The organism is Gemmatimonas sp. (genome assembly GCF_041689975.1).
Classification (GTDB): Bacteria; Gemmatimonadota; Gemmatimonadetes; order Gemmatimonadales; family Gemmatimonadaceae; genus Gemmatimonas.
On sequence record NZ_JBDNFF010000340.1, the window covers coordinates 1 to 15,447 of the forward strand.

18 protein-coding genes are annotated in these 15,447 nt (G+C 65.7%); 11 read left to right on the forward strand and 7 right to left on the reverse strand.

Translation table 11 applies throughout. From position 1 onward, the window contains the following. From ACESNG_RS20120 to trxA, 4 genes are all read right to left on the reverse strand, one after another. Positions 1-225, reverse strand: a 225-nt coding sequence (locus ACESNG_RS20120) for a hypothetical protein (protein ID WP_373070561.1), incomplete at its 3' end; no start/stop codon positions are given. Beyond that, positions 222-941, reverse strand: a complete 720-nt coding sequence (locus ACESNG_RS20125) for a DUF4159 domain-containing protein (RefSeq protein WP_373070563.1) — start codon at positions 939-941, stop codon at positions 222-224. The genes ACESNG_RS20125 and ACESNG_RS20120, both read right to left, overlap by 4 nt. Next, complete coding sequence (gene rsmI, locus ACESNG_RS20130) at positions 941-1,849, reverse strand: 16S rRNA (cytidine(1402)-2'-O)-methyltransferase (protein WP_373058032.1); 909 nt, start codon at positions 1,847-1,849, stop codon at positions 941-943. The genes ACESNG_RS20125 and rsmI overlap by 1 nt, the downstream gene beginning before the upstream one ends. A gap of 5 nt (positions 1,850-1,854) precedes the next feature. Continuing rightward, positions 1,855-2,178 (reverse strand): thioredoxin, encoded by a 324-nt coding sequence (trxA, locus tag ACESNG_RS20135; RefSeq protein ID WP_373058030.1) that lies wholly within the window; start codon positions 2,176-2,178, stop codon positions 1,855-1,857. Positions 2,179-2,283: 105 nt separating this feature from the next. Between trxA and mce the strand changes: the two genes are divergently transcribed. Next, the gene (gene mce / locus ACESNG_RS20140) at positions 2,284-2,694 is read left to right on the forward strand and encodes a methylmalonyl-CoA epimerase (protein ID WP_373058028.1); all 411 of its coding nucleotides are present in this window, start codon (positions 2,284-2,286) and stop codon (positions 2,692-2,694) included. A 65-nt stretch (positions 2,695-2,759) separates the two neighbouring features. Here mce and ACESNG_RS20145 read toward each other — a convergent pair whose 3' ends face one another. Beyond that, the gene (locus tag ACESNG_RS20145; RefSeq protein WP_373058026.1) at positions 2,760-3,272 is read right to left on the reverse strand and encodes a hypothetical protein; all 513 of its coding nucleotides are present in this window, start codon (positions 3,270-3,272) and stop codon (positions 2,760-2,762) included. A 137-nt stretch (positions 3,273-3,409) separates the two neighbouring features. On the opposite strand from ACESNG_RS20145, the gene ACESNG_RS20150 reads away from it, so the two are divergent. Genes ACESNG_RS20150 through ispE form a run of 4 tightly spaced genes read left to right on the forward strand, consistent with a single transcriptional unit; the run spans position 3,410 to position 7,136 of the window. Beyond that, complete coding sequence (locus tag ACESNG_RS20150; RefSeq protein ID WP_373058024.1) at positions 3,410-4,153, forward strand: pyridoxine 5'-phosphate synthase; 744 nt, start codon at positions 3,410-3,412, stop codon at positions 4,151-4,153. A 31-nt stretch (positions 4,154-4,184) separates the two neighbouring features. Next, a complete protein-coding gene (locus ACESNG_RS20155; protein WP_373058022.1) occupies positions 4,185-5,210 on the forward strand; it encodes a hypothetical protein in 1,026 nt (341 codons plus the stop codon). A 22-nt stretch (positions 5,211-5,232) separates the two neighbouring features. Then, positions 5,233-6,252: a lysylphosphatidylglycerol synthase transmembrane domain-containing protein gene (locus ACESNG_RS20160; RefSeq protein ID WP_373058020.1), complete on the forward strand. Its 1,020-nt coding sequence runs from the start codon at positions 5,233-5,235 to the stop codon at positions 6,250-6,252. Beyond that, positions 6,249-7,136, forward strand: coding sequence for a 4-(cytidine 5'-diphospho)-2-C-methyl-D-erythritol kinase (gene ispE, locus ACESNG_RS20165; protein ID WP_373058018.1), 888 nt, complete (start codon positions 6,249-6,251; stop codon positions 7,134-7,136). Before ACESNG_RS20160 ends, ispE begins: the two co-directional genes overlap by 4 nt. 30 nt (positions 7,137-7,166) lie before the next feature. Here the strand turns inward: ispE and ACESNG_RS20170 are convergent, their stop codons facing one another. Both ACESNG_RS20170 and ppk1 read right to left on the reverse strand, forming a co-directional pair. Then, positions 7,167-7,826, reverse strand: coding sequence for a hypothetical protein (locus tag ACESNG_RS20170; protein WP_373058016.1), 660 nt, complete (start codon positions 7,824-7,826; stop codon positions 7,167-7,169). Then, the gene (ppk1, locus tag ACESNG_RS20175) at positions 7,786-9,861 is read right to left on the reverse strand and encodes a polyphosphate kinase 1 (protein WP_373070565.1); all 2,076 of its coding nucleotides are present in this window, start codon (positions 9,859-9,861) and stop codon (positions 7,786-7,788) included. Before ppk1 ends, ACESNG_RS20170 begins: the two co-directional genes overlap by 41 nt. Positions 9,862-9,869: 8 nt before the next feature. Between ppk1 and ACESNG_RS20180 the strand changes: the two genes are divergently transcribed. The 6 genes from ACESNG_RS20180 to ACESNG_RS20205 all read left to right on the forward strand — a co-directional run. Then, a complete protein-coding gene (locus ACESNG_RS20180; RefSeq protein ID WP_373058012.1) occupies positions 9,870-10,193 on the forward strand; it encodes a hypothetical protein in 324 nt (107 codons plus the stop codon). 24 nt (positions 10,194-10,217) lie between these two features. After that, positions 10,218-11,210, forward strand: a complete 993-nt coding sequence (locus ACESNG_RS20185; RefSeq protein ID WP_373070567.1) for a threonine/serine dehydratase — start codon at positions 10,218-10,220, stop codon at positions 11,208-11,210. Beyond that, positions 11,200-12,300 (forward strand): GNAT family N-acetyltransferase, encoded by a 1,101-nt coding sequence (locus ACESNG_RS20190; protein WP_373058008.1) that lies wholly within the window; start codon positions 11,200-11,202, stop codon positions 12,298-12,300. The genes ACESNG_RS20185 and ACESNG_RS20190 overlap by 11 nt, the downstream gene beginning before the upstream one ends. Positions 12,301-12,553: 253 nt before the next feature. Next, positions 12,554-13,423: a dienelactone hydrolase family protein gene (locus ACESNG_RS20195; RefSeq protein WP_373058006.1), complete on the forward strand. Its 870-nt coding sequence runs from the start codon at positions 12,554-12,556 to the stop codon at positions 13,421-13,423. A gap of 50 nt (positions 13,424-13,473) precedes the next feature. Further along, entirely contained in the window at positions 13,474-15,090 is a 1,617-nt protein-coding gene (locus tag ACESNG_RS20200; RefSeq protein ID WP_373070569.1) for a TldD/PmbA family protein, read from the forward strand. Continuing rightward, positions 15,087-15,447, forward strand: a 361-nt coding sequence (locus ACESNG_RS20205) for a PmbA/TldA family metallopeptidase (protein ID WP_373070571.1), incomplete at its 3' end; no start/stop codon positions are given. The genes ACESNG_RS20200 and ACESNG_RS20205, both read left to right, overlap by 4 nt.

Below are 15,447 nucleotides of genomic sequence, written 5' to 3' on the forward strand. Positions count from 1 at the left end.
GAGCGCGCCGCCCCACACGGCGATGGGCACAGCGCGCGGCAACGTCATCCATCGACCGTCGGCCATCAGCCACGCGCTGGCAACCAGCGCCAGCGCAATCACACCGATCACGGCCAACACCGCCGCGGCCATCGAGCGCGCGCGCAACGTGGACTGTTCGTGAGCAAGTCGAGCCTCGAGCGTGTCCGTGGCCAGCGCGCTCGTATTCAGCGCGGGGGCAGTCATGGCGTGACTCGGCTCGTGACCGCGTAGGTAAACAGATTCACACCCATGCGGATAGCCTGTTCGTGCAGCAGCGGCGGATCGGGATAGGTGCCCACGTCTTCCCATCCGTTGCCGAGGTCGGCGGAGTAGGTGTAATACACGGCGAGACGGTTGCCGATGAAAATGCCCATGCCCTTCGCCGGCTTGCCATCGTGCTCGTGCACTTTCGGCGGACCATTCTCGAAGTCGTACACGAGATGGTAAATCGGGTGGCTGTGCGGCACATCCACCAGTGGCCGATCGGGAAAGACCCGCTTGATCTCGCGACGGAAACTGTCGTCGAGCCCGTAGTTGTCGTCCACGTGCAGGAAGCCACCGCGCGTGAGATACTCACGCAGTCGCTTCACCTCGATCTCGCTGAGTTTGATCTCACCGTGTCCCGTAATGTGGAGGAACGGAAAGTCGAAGAGCGACGAATCAGTAAAGGTGACCTTGGCCTCGGCGCGCTCGATCGGCAGCGCGGTGCGCTCGGCAATCGCGCGGATCAAGTTGGGCAGGCTGGACGGATTGGCGTACCAATCACCACCGCCTTCGTATTGCACGCGAGCGATTGCCAGACGACCGGGTCCACGAAGCGCATTGACGGTCGTCGCTGCGCCCGGCGCGAACGCCAGCGACACACCAGTGCCGGCAATGAACAGCAGGGAGCGGAGAGAACGACGGGCTGAAGGCCGCATCAGGTATCGTGAGCGAGTCGGTAGGCGAGGTTGCGGCTGGCACCATGTTCGTCCATCAGACGCTGGACGATTTCTCGAGGGCGGAAACCCTCCTCACGGAGTGCCCCGGCCACGGCTTGGAGACCGTCTTCACTCGGGGCAACGAACGACGCGCCGCCCAGAACGATCACGATTTCCCCGCGCGGTGGCGTGCCCTCGTAATACGCGGCCACCTCCTCGAGCGTTCCGCGTTTGACCTCTTCAAAATGCTTCGTCAGCTCGCGGGCCACCGCCACCGGTCGGGTGGTTCCGGCAATGGCGGCCAGATCACGCAACGTGTCGACCAGACGGTTGGGTGATTCATACAGCACGACGGCGTGGGGCAGACGAGCGGCAAGCGCCAGCTGCTCCTCGCGCTCCTTCCCCTTCCGCGCCGGAAATCCGAGCATCGTAAAGGGGTGCGGCACCATGCCGGAGGCCACGAGCGCGGCGAGGACAGCAGATGCACCCGGGATCGGGACGACACGCAGGCCGGCCGATGCCGCAGCCTCAGTCAGGCGGGCGCCGGGATCGGACACCAGCGGAGTGCCGGCATCACTGATCAGGGCGATCGCTTCGCCCTCTTTCAGTCGCGCCACGAGCCGTGGTATGACGCTGGCTTCGTTGTGCTCGTGGACCGCGATGGTGGGTGTGCCGATGCCGTAACGGCTGAGCAGCGTTCGCGCATGCCGGGTGTCCTCACAGCAGATTACCGAAGCTTCCTTGAGCACGGCGAGGGCACGCAGGGAGATGTCTCCCAGATTTCCGATCGGTGTGCTGACGATATGCAGCGCACCGGAGATGGCCGCGGACGGCCAGAGCGTCGCCGCCCGGTCGGCGAGATCGGAGGCGATAACCTCCGATTCGGCCGAGCCGGGCGCGTCGCCCACCTTGGTCAGGCGTGCTCCTTGAACTTCGCTTCGAGCGCGGGGCGCGGAACCGCGCCGACCACTTGATCCACCAGCTTGCCGTCCTTGAAGAACAGGATCGTCGGGATCGAGCGCACGTTGAAGCGCGCAGCGGTCCGCTGATTATTGTCGACGTCGAGCTTCGCCACCTTCGCCTTGCCCGCGTACTCCGTGGCCAGCGCTTCCACCATGGGCGCAATCATGCGGCACGGTGCGCACCACGTGGCCCAGAAATCCACGACCGCGAGCCCTTCGTGCTGCTCGATCTCGGTCGCGAAGTTGTCATCCTTCACTTCAACTGCGTTTGCCATCAGGTGCTCCGTTGGCGCGGCTTCCGGCGTTTACCGGTTGCTCTGGCGCCCGTCTGCAGGATTAGACTTCTGAATTCGTTCACGCCCGCATCGACTCGACCGACCATGACCGATTCCGTACGCCGCGGCACGCGCATCGCCCACATCGGGATCGCCGTGCGTGCCCTCGACGAGCTGCTGCCCTTCTACCGTGATGTCCTCGGCCTGCCCGAGGTCCCACTGGACGATGCCGACGGCGCCACCATAGCGGGACTGGCGGCCGGCGAATCGCTGGTGGAGCTCCTCGAGGCAAAATCCGACGACTCCCCCATTGGCAAATACGTCGCCAAGCGGGGTCCCGGTATTCACCACGTGTGTTTCGCCGTAGACGACCTCGACGGCACTTTGCAGCGCTGCCGTGACGCCGGCCTCCGACTTATCGACGAAACACCACGCCTGGGAGCGGAGGGGAAGCGCATCGCGTTTCTCCATCCGAGCGCCACGGGCGGGGTGCTCGTTGAACTATCCGAATACTAGCCTGGGTGTCCAGCGTTGCCAGTGCGGTACGCGACCGGTCTCCGCTCAACGCGCCGGCCGCGTCCTTAGCGGCAGAACTCTCTCATCGGAAGCAGGTTGATATCCTCCACGAACCAGCGGCCGCCGGGACCGCTGACCGTCAGGATCGAGGTCTTGGCGCTTCGCGGTCCCTGCGTGAGTTCGATCTGGAACTCCTGACGGCCGCCCGTCTGCAGCCGCGCGCGATCCTCGAGGAACACCCATTTGTCGTGCGTCAGCGTGCACTGCATGATGATAAGGCGCTTCTCGAGATCATCACGTTTCATCTGATCCCGCGCGGCTCCCTTGGTGGTGCCCCAGACTGCGCTCATCGTCTGCAGATCCTGCGCCTTCGCGGCCTTCAGGAAGCTTTCGACCGCAGCCTTTCCGGTCGCAGCGCCCACGGCGTCCGGCGCATCGGCCCGTACCGACGGAGCGGCCGCGCCCGGAATCGACGTCTCGGTGCTCTGGATCGTACGGGTGCACGCACTCGAGCCGATCGCCGCGGCGAGCATGAGAGAGTACATGAGCACACGGTTCCGCATCATCTTACGCTGCACGCAGGCCTCCTCCCCACGGTGTTGACCATCTTGACGGCTCGGCCTCGCGCGGTCCTGTCGTTCACAGGCACCAAAAACGGTCCCGTCCGTTCGTCGGGGAGAAAGGTACCCCACACGTTCTTCCACCGGATACCCCAGTGACGTCGCTTCGCTACCAGCGCCTCTATGTGAACATCGATCACGTCGCCACGGTCCGTCAGGCGCGTCGCAGCGCCGAACCGGATCCGGTGGCCGCGGCCGTGCTGTGCGAGCAGGCCGGAGCCGACGGGATCACGGCCCACCTCCGGGAAGACCGGCGGCACATGCAGGACGCGGACATCCAGCGGCTCGCCACGACGGTCACCACTGCCCTGAATCTGGAGTGTGCCTCGACCGACGAGATGCTGGCCCTGGCCGAAACGCTTCGCCCCGTCGCGGTCACGCTCGTGCCCGAGCGCCGAGAGGAAGTGACCACCGAGGGTGGGCTCGACGTGTTCCGGGCGGCGCCACAGCTCAGGGAGTCGATCGCGCGTCTGAAACGTGCGGGGGTGCGCACCAGTCTGTTCATCGACCCGCAGGAGGCGGCTGTTCGCGCGGCGCACGAGCTGGGCAGCGATGCCGTCGAGTTGCACACCGGTCAGTACGCGCACGCACCGGGAGATCCGCGCACATTGCAGGCGCTGGCCGCGTCGGCGGCGCTGGCCGCGTCGTTGGGGATGGCCGTCCACGCTGGACACGGCCTGTCAGTGCAGAACGTCGGACCGGTGGCCGCGATTCCAGAAATCGAGGAGTTGAACATCGGGCACGCGATCGTCGGGCGCGCCATCTTTGTCGGGCTGGCCGAAGCGGTACGCGAAATTCGTCAGGCCATGGACACCGCGCGTGAGGCCGACCGCTTCTGAGTATTCACCCTCTTCGTCCGAGCTGCCGCGCATGAGTGCACCGCACGCCCTCATCGAATTCTTCCAGAAAGAAGCGATGGAGTATCTCGGCCGCCTCGACCAGATGATGGCCGACGCGGGAGAGCAGACGCCGGACGCTGCCGCGTTCCTCACGAACGCGCGAGCACTCCGCGGCAGCGCGACGATGACGCGACTGGAAGGACTTCCCGATCTGGCCTCGACGATCGAACGGATCGCCACGGGCCTACGCGACCACGAACTGCGCTGGGATCAGCGACTGCACTTCGCAGTGCGCGGCGCGCTCGTGGAGCTGCGCTCGCTCGTGGAGCGGGCAGGCGTGTGGACCGACGTGGAACAACGTCGAAGTCGCACGCAGTCGGTGGCGCTGGCCGCCGTCGCGGCCGGCTATCTCGCCACCGACACACCGGCCGCGTCGCCGGCCGTGTTGGTGGTGCCGATCGCGCGCTTCTTCCCCGACGACGGCATGCCGGCGATCCTGCAGCGCAACGCCGAGCCGCCGATCACATTGGCGCAACGCTTTCGCAGCGATATCGCCGCCGCCGCCGATGGCGTGGCGCGCGAATCGGCGGCGTTGGCCACCACTACTGCCGGTCCATCGCAACTGGCGCTGGCCGACGGCGTGCGCCGCTCCCTGTTGGGATTGGCCGATGTGGCGGAGAGTTATGGAGCCGCCAGCATCGCCAATCTTGCCACCCGCATGGCGCGCGCGCCGTTGGCGTCGGCGCACGAGCGCCAGGGCGTGCAGAGTGTGGCCCGTCTGCTGATGGATCGCGAGATCACCGATCAGCAGCTAGCGCAGCAGGTGAAGCAGGCGAGTATCACGTGGTCCGGCGCACCAACCGCGGAAACGGCGGTCGCCCCCGCGGTGATTCCGATCGAGTCCCTGCTCTATCGCGGGCATTCAGCCATTACGCGCGCGCGCAGTGTACGCGACGAACTCAAGACACATTGGCAGCGCGGCACGCTCGCCGAACCGGCGGCGCATTCGTTGTTCGAAGAGCTGTCGGACTTGCTGGACCTCGCGGTGACCACGTGACGCCTGTGCGGAGACGACCGCGGTGAAGCTGGATTGGAAAAGCGGACTGGGGTTCGCGTTCAGTGCGGTCCTCCTCTGGTGGTCGCTCAAGGGTGTCGACCTGGGCGAAGTCTGGTCGGTGTTGCGCACGTCGAACGTACTCCTGTTCGCGCTCAGTCCGATCGTCGGCACCTGTATCTTTCCGCTGCGGGCGCGGCGCTGGCGTACGATTCTCGAACCCGTTGCCGGGCGCCTTGCAATCGGCCCACTGTGGCGGAGCACCGCCATCGGGATGATGATGAACAACGTCTTCCCGTTCCGCGCCGGCGAGTTCGCCCGCGCGTATTCACTAACGCGCGAAGTGCCGCGGGTCCCGATTACGACCGCGCTCGGTTCCCTTGCCGTCGATCGGATCTTCGATGCGATCGTCATCTTCGCGATGATGTTCGCGGCCATGCTCGATCCGCGTTTTCCGTCGGGCGTCACGCTGGCCGGTCGCACGGTACCGGAACTTGCCCGCTTCGGGGTGGCGGCCATGCTCGGGCTTCTGGTTGTCTGCTACGCCATGGTGATGCAGGCCCCGCGTGTCCTGTCTCTCGTGCGATGGATCGCACATCGCGTGTTACCACGCTTCGAAGACCTCATCGTGCGCTTCGTCGAAAACGCGATGGGCGGACTGGCCGTGCTCCGTGATGGCCGTCGCTTTCTAGCCGTGCTCTGGTGGGCGATCGCCCACTGGGTCGTGAATGCACTGGCCATGTACATCGGGTTTCTCGCGGTCGGCATGGACGTCCCGATCAGCGCGGCGTTTTTCCTGCAGGGCGTCGTGGCGCTCGCCGTGGCCATCCCCAGTTCGCCCGGATTCTTCGGCGTCTTCGAGCTGTCGTCGGTGCTCGGCTTGGCGGTGTACGGTGTGAACGACAAGCTCGCCGTGAGCTGGGCGCTCGCGTACCATCTGCTCAGTTTCATTCCCATCACGATCATCGGTGCCGTGTACTTCGCGCGCCTCGGGCTCAGCGTGGGCACGTTAAGCGGCAAGAGCACCGAGGTCGCTCGACCATGACCGACGAATCGCGCACCGAACGCGCCTACGCCAAGATCAATCTGGTGCTCCGGATTCTGGCCCGGGAAGCCAGCGGCTTCCATGGCATCGAAACGCTCTTTCAGCTGCTCGATCTGCACGACGTTGTCCACGTACAGGTGGGCACGATGGCGCCGGCACTCACGTGCGCCGGCCCCACGGTGCCCGCCGGTGGCCTCGGACGGGTCGAGCAGAATCTGGCATGGCGCGCCGCAGTGGCATATACCGAAGCCAGTGGATGGCCCACGGGCTGGGCCATCGAAATCGAGAAGCAGATTCCGGTGGGCGGCGGGCTCGGTGGCGGCAGTGCCGACGCCGCCGCCGTGTTGCGCGCGCTCGAATCGATGAGCCCCGCGCCACTCGGCACGGCGCGATTGCTCGCCCTCGCCGGTACCCTCGGTGCCGACGTGCCCTTTCTCGTGAGTGGCCACTCGCTCGCGTGGGCATGGGGACGCGGTGATCGCTTGCTGCCCCTACCGGCGCTCCCCCCGGCGGCCGTGTGGCTGGCCACCTTCGCGAGGGGGGTCAACACGGGTGTCGCGTACAGCGCGTTCGCGCGTGAACATGAGGCCCGTGGCGACACCGGCCAGGCGTTCGCCTATCCGGCGTCGGCGTTCGCGAGTTGGGACGCCGTTGCCGCACTCGCCGTCAATGATTTCGAATCGGTGGTAAGCGCCATGCACGCGGGCGTGGCCGCCGTGCTTCCGCGATTTCGCGAAATCGCCGCCGTGCGGCGCGCCGAAGGCACGCCGGCCATCGGTATGATGAGCGGAAGCGGTGCCACCTGCTTCCTGTTGCTGGCCGACGGCTCGATGGGCATGCAGAACGACGGGCCGGCCGCGTTGCTGTCGACCGTCACCCGCTGATCAGAACGTCGCCACGCACGATCACGACGCTCACGGCAGGACTGCGCGCTTTCGTATCTCGTCGGTCAGAAAAGTCTCGAGGGCCCCGGTCGATCCGCACAGAATCGCGTTCCTGGACACGCCTGCCAGGTCCTGCGCCCCGGCGAGCATGCCGATCTTTACGCGGCTTTCAGCCGGACCGGCCGAGTCCACCCAGACGAATAACGCCATCGTGATGCGCCGGACGTCGGCGTACTCACCGCTCATGCCAGTTCCGCAGCTCAGGTATTTCGAGAGTCGTACCCCGCCGAGCAGCCTCAGCAAAGTGAAGCCGCCGCTGCCCAACACACCGTTCTGCGGCTCGTTGACCGACAGCGGCACCTTGAGCTCCTGCAGCACGGCGGAGGCGGCTTGGAACGTCAGCGCTGGCGCTGCGGGAACGGAAACCGGGTCTCTGGCCACGGAGTCGATCAACATGGGGCGCAGGTTGCCGGGTATTCTGACCCGGATCGGCGTCGCCTGACCCGACAGTGCACCGGCGGCGGAAGCGAACAGCGAGGCGCCCACGGCAAGTGTGGCGAGCGCACGAAACGTCGGCATCATCGTCGAGAAACTCGCGCTCGCGTTGTGAGAGAAGAATCGCGGTTGAATATGCGGACAGCACGCGCCTTCAGGCCAGCGCCACCTGTGCCGGCGGATCGTGATGATCACCGCTTTGACGATACTCACCGTCGGCGTGCAGTTCCCACGCGCTGCCGTCGCGCCGATACGCCTCCAGAATCATATCGAGCCGTGCCTGGCATCCTGCGCCAAGCACCGGTACAAGCACTTCGACGCGCCGACGCAGATTCCGCGAGCGGAGGTCGGATGACCCGATGAGATACTCCGGATTCCCGTCGTTCTCGAAGCGGTAAATGCGAGAATGTTCGAGCAGTCGTCCCACGACTGACGTCACGCGGATGCGGTCGGAGACCCCGGCAACGCCCGGTCGCAGGATGCAGATGCCGCGCACGACCAGCTCCACCTGTACGCCCGCCTGCGAGGCCCGCTCGAAGGCGTGCACCATCTCGCGGTCTCCGAGTCCGTTGATCTTGATCGTGATCCGCGCGGACCGTCCGGCCTTCGCATGCTCTATCTCACGTTCGATGCGTTGCAGCAAACCGGTCAGCAGCTGATGTGGAGCAACCAGCGCACCGTGCGGCAGCGCCGGCGGCGGCGCGTGCCGCTCCGTGAGTCCGGCGAAGAGCACGTCCATCGCATCGGCGAGATCGGTCCGCGCGGAGAACAGACTCAGGTCGGTATACTGCCGACCGGATCGCGTATTGTAGTTGCCCGTGCCCACGTGCACGTAGCGCATACGTGTGTCGCCCTCGATGCGCGTAACCATGGCGACCTTGGCATGCACCTTGAGGCCGGCGATGCCGTGGGTCACATCGACACCCGCCGCTTCGAGCGTCCGCGACCATTGCACGTTGTGCTCTTCGTCGAAGCGCGCCTTCAGTTCGACCACCACCGCCACCTGCTTTCCGGAATTGGCCGCCCGTACCAGCGCGTCCACGATGGGCGATGGATTCCCCACACGATACAGCGTTGCCTTGATCGACGTGACGTCGGGGTCGGCGGCGGCCTGTTGGAAGAAGCGTACCACACTGTCGTCGAAGGAATCGAACGGATGATGTAGCAGCAGGTCGCCGTTACGAACCAGCGTGAACATCGAGCGCTCCCCCACAGGCATCCGCGCCGGCATCGGCGGATATTCGAGCACCGGATCATCGGGTAGCGGCAGCGATTGCAGACAGCGCAGGTCGAGCAACCCGTCTACGTGCTGCACCGACTCCACCGTGAGCTCCATGTCGCGACCGATCGCCTCACGCCGCAACGTGTCGAGGATCAGCGCACCGACCGCGTCGGGCATGCTGCGCTCCACCTCCACGCGCACCGCCGGGTTGTGCATCCGTCGCTCAGTGGCCAACGCCACGGCGCCGAGCACGCTGCCGGTTTCGTCGTCCATGAGAGGGAGGTCGCCGCCACGTGTTACGCGGAAGAGATACGCGCTGTCGACGATCGTGCCCGGATGCAGCAGGTGGGCATTGGCCCGCAACACTTCCTCGATCGCGATCACCGCGCCGCCGCGATCCGGCACCGCCAGCAAGCGCGGCATGTCGACCGGCAAATCGTGCTCGGCCAGATGCAGTCGCTCCCCCGCTTCCCGGCGGAAGAGCACCGCGAGAAAGAGTCCGAGGTGCGGGAGATGCGGCAGCGGATGACCAGGACTGAGCGTGATCGCCAGCGGGCGCAGATCCGGCTGGATGTCTTCGAGATACTGCACGCGCAGCAGATGCTGCTCATTGACGGTGAGCTCGCTCCACGACAGCAGGCGCACACCCACCTGCTCCGCCTGGCGCACACAGTCGATGGCACAACGCGACTGCCGCGCGAGCAGCGCCTCGATGCCGCGTTCCACGACCTGCAACCGGTCGGTGGCCTGCCCCGCTTCATCGATGGCCGCGCGGCGCAGTTCGGCCATCCGCACCATGTACAACTCGTCGATGTTGCTGGTCACGATGCCCAGGAAGCGAAGCCGCTCGAGCAACGGCACGGCGTGATCTTCGGCCAACGCGAGGACCCGGCTCTGAAAGGCCAGGAGACTCAGTTCGAGGTCGATCAGCACGTCGTCGGATGAAATGGTGGGCGTTCTCGTTGTACGGGGCAGCGATACCAGCGAAGCTACCGTCTGCGCGCCCATATTGCAGTATGCCCGACCGATCCGACCATCCCATGCAGTTCGAGCCGCGCCCGGGCGATCCGGCACCGCGTCGTATCCGGCGGATCGGACGACTCTTCGCCATCCTCGCGTTGGCGATCGGGTTCATCGGCTTTCTCTGGGTGTTCACCGGGATCCCGACCTCGGTGGCCACCGCGATGGATGACGCGCTCTGGGCGCCCTGTCCGGCGCAGTACGTGGCCGCCCGGAACGCCATCGACTCCGGGCTGGCCGATGGGTACGTGCTGCGTCCGCGGACGCGCTTTGAACGGGCGATTACGTGTGGTGGTGAGCGGCGACGGAGAGAAAAGTAGGGAGTGGGGGGTAGATTATTCGCGATGCCTACGATGCTCCCCGCTGTTCCGACGATCGACGATATCCGCGCCGCCGCGGCCCGCATCGCGCCGCACGCGCAGATCACACCTCTGCTCACGTCACCCGCCCTCGATGCGCGCGCGGGGGGCCGCGTGCTGCTCAAGGCTGAGGTGTTGCAGCATACCGGCTCGTTCAAATTGCGCGGCGCCCTCAATCGTCTGTTGCAGCTCTCCGACGACGAACGCTCGCGCGGCGTGGTCGCGTACTCATCGGGGAATCACGCGCAGGCCGTGGCGTACAGTGCGTCGCTGCTGGGCATGCGTTCAGTGATCATCATGCCCAAGGATGCGCCGGCGCTCAAGATCGAACGGACCCGCGCTTTCGGCGGCGAGGTGGTGTTGTACGACCGCTATACCGAAGACCGCGAGGCGATCGGCAGCGCCATTGCGCAGGAGCACCGGCTCACGCTCGTCCCCCCTTACGAAGATCCGTACATCGTGGCCGGGCAAGGCACCTTGGCGCTCGAGGCGCTCGGCCAGGCCTCAGCGATGGGGTACGCTCCCGACATGCTCCTGGTATGCTGTGGGGGCGGTGGACTGACCGCTGGTTGCGCCTTGGTGGCCGAAGCGGTGTCACCGAACACGGTGGTGCATCCCTGCGAGCCGGCCGAGTTCGACGACATGGCGCGGTCGCTCCGGTTGGGGCATCGCGTGGCGAACGAGCCGGGGACGCGTTCGATCTGCGATGCGATCGTCACACCGACGCCAGGGGAGTTCACTTTCTTCATCAATCAGTCACGCGTCGGGGCCGGTCTTACCGTGACCGACGACGAAGTGTTGGCCGCGATCGCCTTCGCGGTTCGCGAACTCAAGCTGGTCGTGGAGCCGGGTGGCGCGGCGGCGCTGGCCGCCATGCTCGCCGGCAAAGTCGACACGCGGGACCGCACCACGATGGTCGTGGTGACTGGCGGCAATATCGATCCGGCGATTCTGGCGAGGGCGATGGGTGTCGCGTGACGCGGCGGTGACCGTACTGCTGCTGCCTGGTCTGTTCGATTCCGGGCCGGAGCACTGGCAGTCGCGCTGGCAGGCCCAGTCGGCGGCGGAGTCTCCGCTGCTGGTCGAGCGCGTCGTGCAGCAGGAGTGGGCCGCGCCGCTGTGCGCCGACTGGGTCGAGCGGCTCACGAAGGTCATGCACGAGAGCGTGCGCGATGTGGTGCTGGTCGCGCACAGCAGCGCCTGCGCCATGGTCGCGCATTGGGCGCATCAAGCACCGCTCGAACTGCTTGTGCGCGTGCGTGGTGCGCTGCTGGTCGCACCCAGTGATCCCTTGGCGGCCGCCTATCCCAGCGGCCCCACTGGCTTCGCCCTGATACCGCTCCACGCGCTCTCTTTCCCCAGCACCGTGGTGGCCAGCCGCAACGACGAGTACGTGACGTTCGAACAGGCGGAGCGCTACGCGACGGCCTGGGGAAGCCGCGTGTGGGACGTGGGCGAGGCCGGCCACATCAATGCAAGCGCCGGCTACGGCGCGTGGCCCGACGGCTGGAGCGCCGTGGAAGCGATGGCCGGCGCCCCGCACTGCCGCGTGGCGCGCCATGCCGACGTGCCGTCGCTCACCGCGCTGATCGACGTGTCCGTGCGCCGTCTGGCCACCACGTACTACACCGACGCGCAGATCGCGTCATCGCTGGCGCATGTGTTCGGCGTGGACTCCAGTCTTATTCACGACGGCGGCTACTTCGTGCTCGAACAGCATGGCGACATCGTGGCCGCTGGCGGATGGAGCGATCGCCAGACGTTGTTCGGCGGTGATCAGTTTGAAAGCCGTGACGAAGGACACCTCGATCCGGCCACCGCACCGGCCCGCATCCGCGCCTTCTACGTGCACCCTGATCACGCCCGCCGCGGTCACGCCAAACGGCTGCTGGGCATTTGCACTGCCGCCGCCCAACGCGCCGGCTTCTCGACGCTCTCGCTGATGTCGACGCTCCCGGGCGAACCGCTGTACCGAGCCTTGGGCTTCGTGCCCGACGCGCGCGTGGAGTACGCAATGCCCGACGGCACGACGTTGCCCGTGATCCCGATGACGAAATCGATCGGGTAGGCGGCCGCAACAGCTACCGCAACAGCAACGGCTGGAACACGGAAACGGCGGATTACACGGAATAGCACCGATAAGCGAAAAGGCGCTGTTTGCTATCAGTGCCGTTCTGTGTAATCCGCTGTTTCCGTGTTCCAGCTTTTGCCTTTGCTGTTTTACCGTTTCCGGAAACGAAGCGACCCGCCCGGTGTTTCACGACTGAGGCAGATACTGCCCGTCCATACCACCGTAGTTTCTCCCTCAAACATCCCCAGCTATGAACGCGACCAAACCCGCCACGCGCCTTGCCGTTGGCGCGGCCCTGCTTCTTACCGTCACCAGCACGGCGGGCGCGCAGAACGCGAAGGTCGCCCAGCCCGATTACGCCGCAGCGATGCATCGCGAGCACATGAACGAGACGCCGACCGCCTCGGCTGGCGCCCGCATCGCGCCGCGAGTCGAGGTCGTCGGCGAGACCGTGACCTATGCCACGATCAACGGGAAGGCCATCAAGGGATTCCTCGCCAGAACGGCTGCTAGCGCCAAGACGGGCAAGGCGATCATCATGGTGCACGAATGGTGGGGCTTGAACGAAGGCATTCAGGCTATGGCCAAGCGCTACGCGGGCGAAGGCTACACCGTGCTCGCGGTTGATCTGTTCGGGTCGGTCGCGACTACTCCCGATGCTGCGATGAAGCTGTATCAGGCCGGCATGGCGGACATTGCCGGTGGTGAGAAGAACCTCGGTGAGGCCATCTCGTATCTCAAGAAGGCCGGCGCCACCTCGATCGGTTCGGTGGGCTACTGCTACGGTGGACACTGGTCGCTACGCACTGGCCTCGTGGGCGGCGCCAACCTCGACGCCGTGGTGATGTACTACGGCGCGCCCATCACCGATCCGGCGCAGCTTGCACGACTCAAGGCGCCCGTGCTGGGCCTGTTCGGCGGCAAGGACACCGGCATTCCACTCGACAGCGTGCGCGCGATGGAAGCGGCCATGAAGAAGGGCGGTCGTTCCGTCACTATCAACGTGTATGCCAATGCGAACCACGCCTTCGCCAATCCCACCGGTCAGGCCTACGACAAGACGGCCGCCGAAGACGCCTTCGCCAAGACCGTCGGCTTCTTCAAGGCCAACCTGAAGTAACGCGATGCGCTACGCGTGACCTGATCCGTCGGTGGCGATACATTCGTGACATGACTACTCGTCGCGATTTTCTCGTCACCGGCGGCGCTGCACTCGGCGCGCTGGCAATCGGCCCGAGTGCGCTCCGTGCACTGCCCGGGTTCACGCCGCTGCCGGCGCTCTATACCGACGCGGCCACCCGCGAACTCATGATGGAGGCGCTCGACGCCGCCAAGCGCTACGGCGCTTCATGGGCCGACGTGCGCATCTCGCGCAATCGCAACAACAGCATCCAAACGCGCGAACGACAGGTCACCGACGTCGTCGACACCGACACCATGGGCTGCGGTGTGCGCGTGCTGGTAGACGGCTGTTGGGGTTTCTGCGCTACGCAGGAACTCACCAAGGAAGGCGTGGGCACCGCCGCGCAGGAAGCCGTGGCTATCGCCAAGGCGAATCGCATCGCGCGCGATCGCCGCGTGGAGCTCGCGCCCTCGCCGGCGCATCCGAACGCCACGTGGCGCAGCGCCTATCAGATCGACCCGTTCACCGTACCGGTGGAAACCAAGGCCGACCTGCTGCTCCGTGCCAATGCCGAAGCACTGAAAGTGCCCAATGTGCGCTTCGTGAACTCCGGCCTCTCGTTCGTGAAGGAAGAGCGCAACTACGCGAACACCGACGGCTCCGTGATCACGCAAGATTACGTGCGCAGCTGGGTGACCATGAGCTGCACCGCCGTGTCGCCCGATCGCTCGAGCACTGCCGTGCGCGGCCCGGAAGTCGTGCAGCCAGCGGGACGCGGCTGGGAGTATGTGCTCGAAGCCGACATCGTGAAGAACGCCACCACGTGGGGCGAAGAAGCGGCCGAGAAGCTCACGGCGAAACCGGTGGAGCCGGGACGCTATGATCTCATTCTGCATCCCTCGCAGCTGTTCCTCACAATTCACGAATCGCTCGCGCACCCTACCGAGCTCGATCGGGCGATGGGCTACGAGGCCAACTACGCCGGCACCAGTTTCATGGCGCCGCCGGAAAAGGTGCTCGGTTCGCTCAAACTCGGTCCGCCCATGATGAATCTCGTGGGTAACCGCAACGAAGTCGGCGCGCTGGCCACTATCGGCTACGACGACGACGGCGTGCAGCCCGACACCTTCCACATCGTGAAGGACGGCATTCTCAACGACTATCAGACCACGCGTGAACAGGCGCCGTGGCTGGCGTCGTGGTATGCCAAGAACGGCAAGCCAGTGCGCTCGCACGGCTGCTCGTACGCGCAGAGCTGGGCCGACGTGCAGTTCCAGCGCATGCCGAACGTGTCGCTGCAGCCGGGCGCCAAAGATCTGAGCTGGGACGATCTCATCGCCGCCACCGACAAGGGCATCGCCATGATCGGCCGCGCGTCGTACTCCATCGATCAGCAACGCTACAACGCGCAGTTCGGCGCGCAGCTCTGCTACGAAGTGCGCAAGGGCAAGATCGTGGGCCAGGTGAAGGACGCCGCCTACCAGATGCGCACCCCGGACTTCTGGAACACCCTGGACATGCTCGGCGGCAAGAGCAGCTACGAATTCGGCGGCACCTTCAACGACGGCAAGGGACAGCCCGGACAGGCCAACGCCGTGAGCCACGGCTGCCCGCCCACACGCTTCAAGAACGCGAACATCATCAACACCGGACGCACGGTATGAGCGAGTCCATGAAGGACACCGTGAGCGACAGCAAGGCCATGGCCGCCATTGGCGTGCTCTCGCGTGAGCAGGCGCACGCTATCGTCGAACGCGCCGTGAAGTTATCCAAGGCCGACGCCGTTCGGGTGTCGGTGAACAGCGCGCGTGAAACGAATCTGCGCTTCGCCGACAATCAGATGTCGACGTCGGGCGTGACCACCAACAGCACGATCCGTATACAAAGCGTGTTCGGCAAACGCAAAGCCAGTGTGGTCACCAACGATCGCAGCGACGAAGGATTGCAGCGCGCGGTGCAGCAGTCGGAAGCGCTGGCGCGACTCGCACCGGAGGACCCCGAGTATCTTGGCGAACTGCCGC

Coding starts and splice junctions, on each gene's coding strand:
- ACESNG_RS20125 (WP_373070563.1), bottom strand. CDS start 941: ATGCGGCCTTCAGCCCGTCGTTCTCTCCGCTCCCTGCTGTTCATTGCC.
- trxA (WP_373058030.1), bottom strand. CDS start 2,178: ATGGCAAACGCAGTTGAAGTGAAGGATGACAACTTCGCGACCGAGATC.
- mce (WP_373058028.1), top strand. CDS start 2,284: ATGACCGATTCCGTACGCCGCGGCACGCGCATCGCCCACATCGGGATC.
- ACESNG_RS20155 (WP_373058022.1), top strand. CDS start 4,185: ATGAGTGCACCGCACGCCCTCATCGAATTCTTCCAGAAAGAAGCGATG.
- ispE (WP_373058018.1), top strand. CDS start 6,249: ATGACCGACGAATCGCGCACCGAACGCGCCTACGCCAAGATCAATCTG.
- ppk1 (WP_373070565.1), bottom strand. CDS start 9,861: ATGGGCGCGCAGACGGTAGCTTCGCTGGTATCGCTGCCCCGTACAACG.
- ACESNG_RS20180 (WP_373058012.1), top strand. CDS start 9,870: ATGCCCGACCGATCCGACCATCCCATGCAGTTCGAGCCGCGCCCGGGC.
- ACESNG_RS20185 (WP_373070567.1), top strand. CDS start 10,218: ATGCCTACGATGCTCCCCGCTGTTCCGACGATCGACGATATCCGCGCC.
- ACESNG_RS20195 (WP_373058006.1), top strand. CDS start 12,554: ATGAACGCGACCAAACCCGCCACGCGCCTTGCCGTTGGCGCGGCCCTG.
- ACESNG_RS20200 (WP_373070569.1), top strand. CDS start 13,474: ATGACTACTCGTCGCGATTTTCTCGTCACCGGCGGCGCTGCACTCGGC.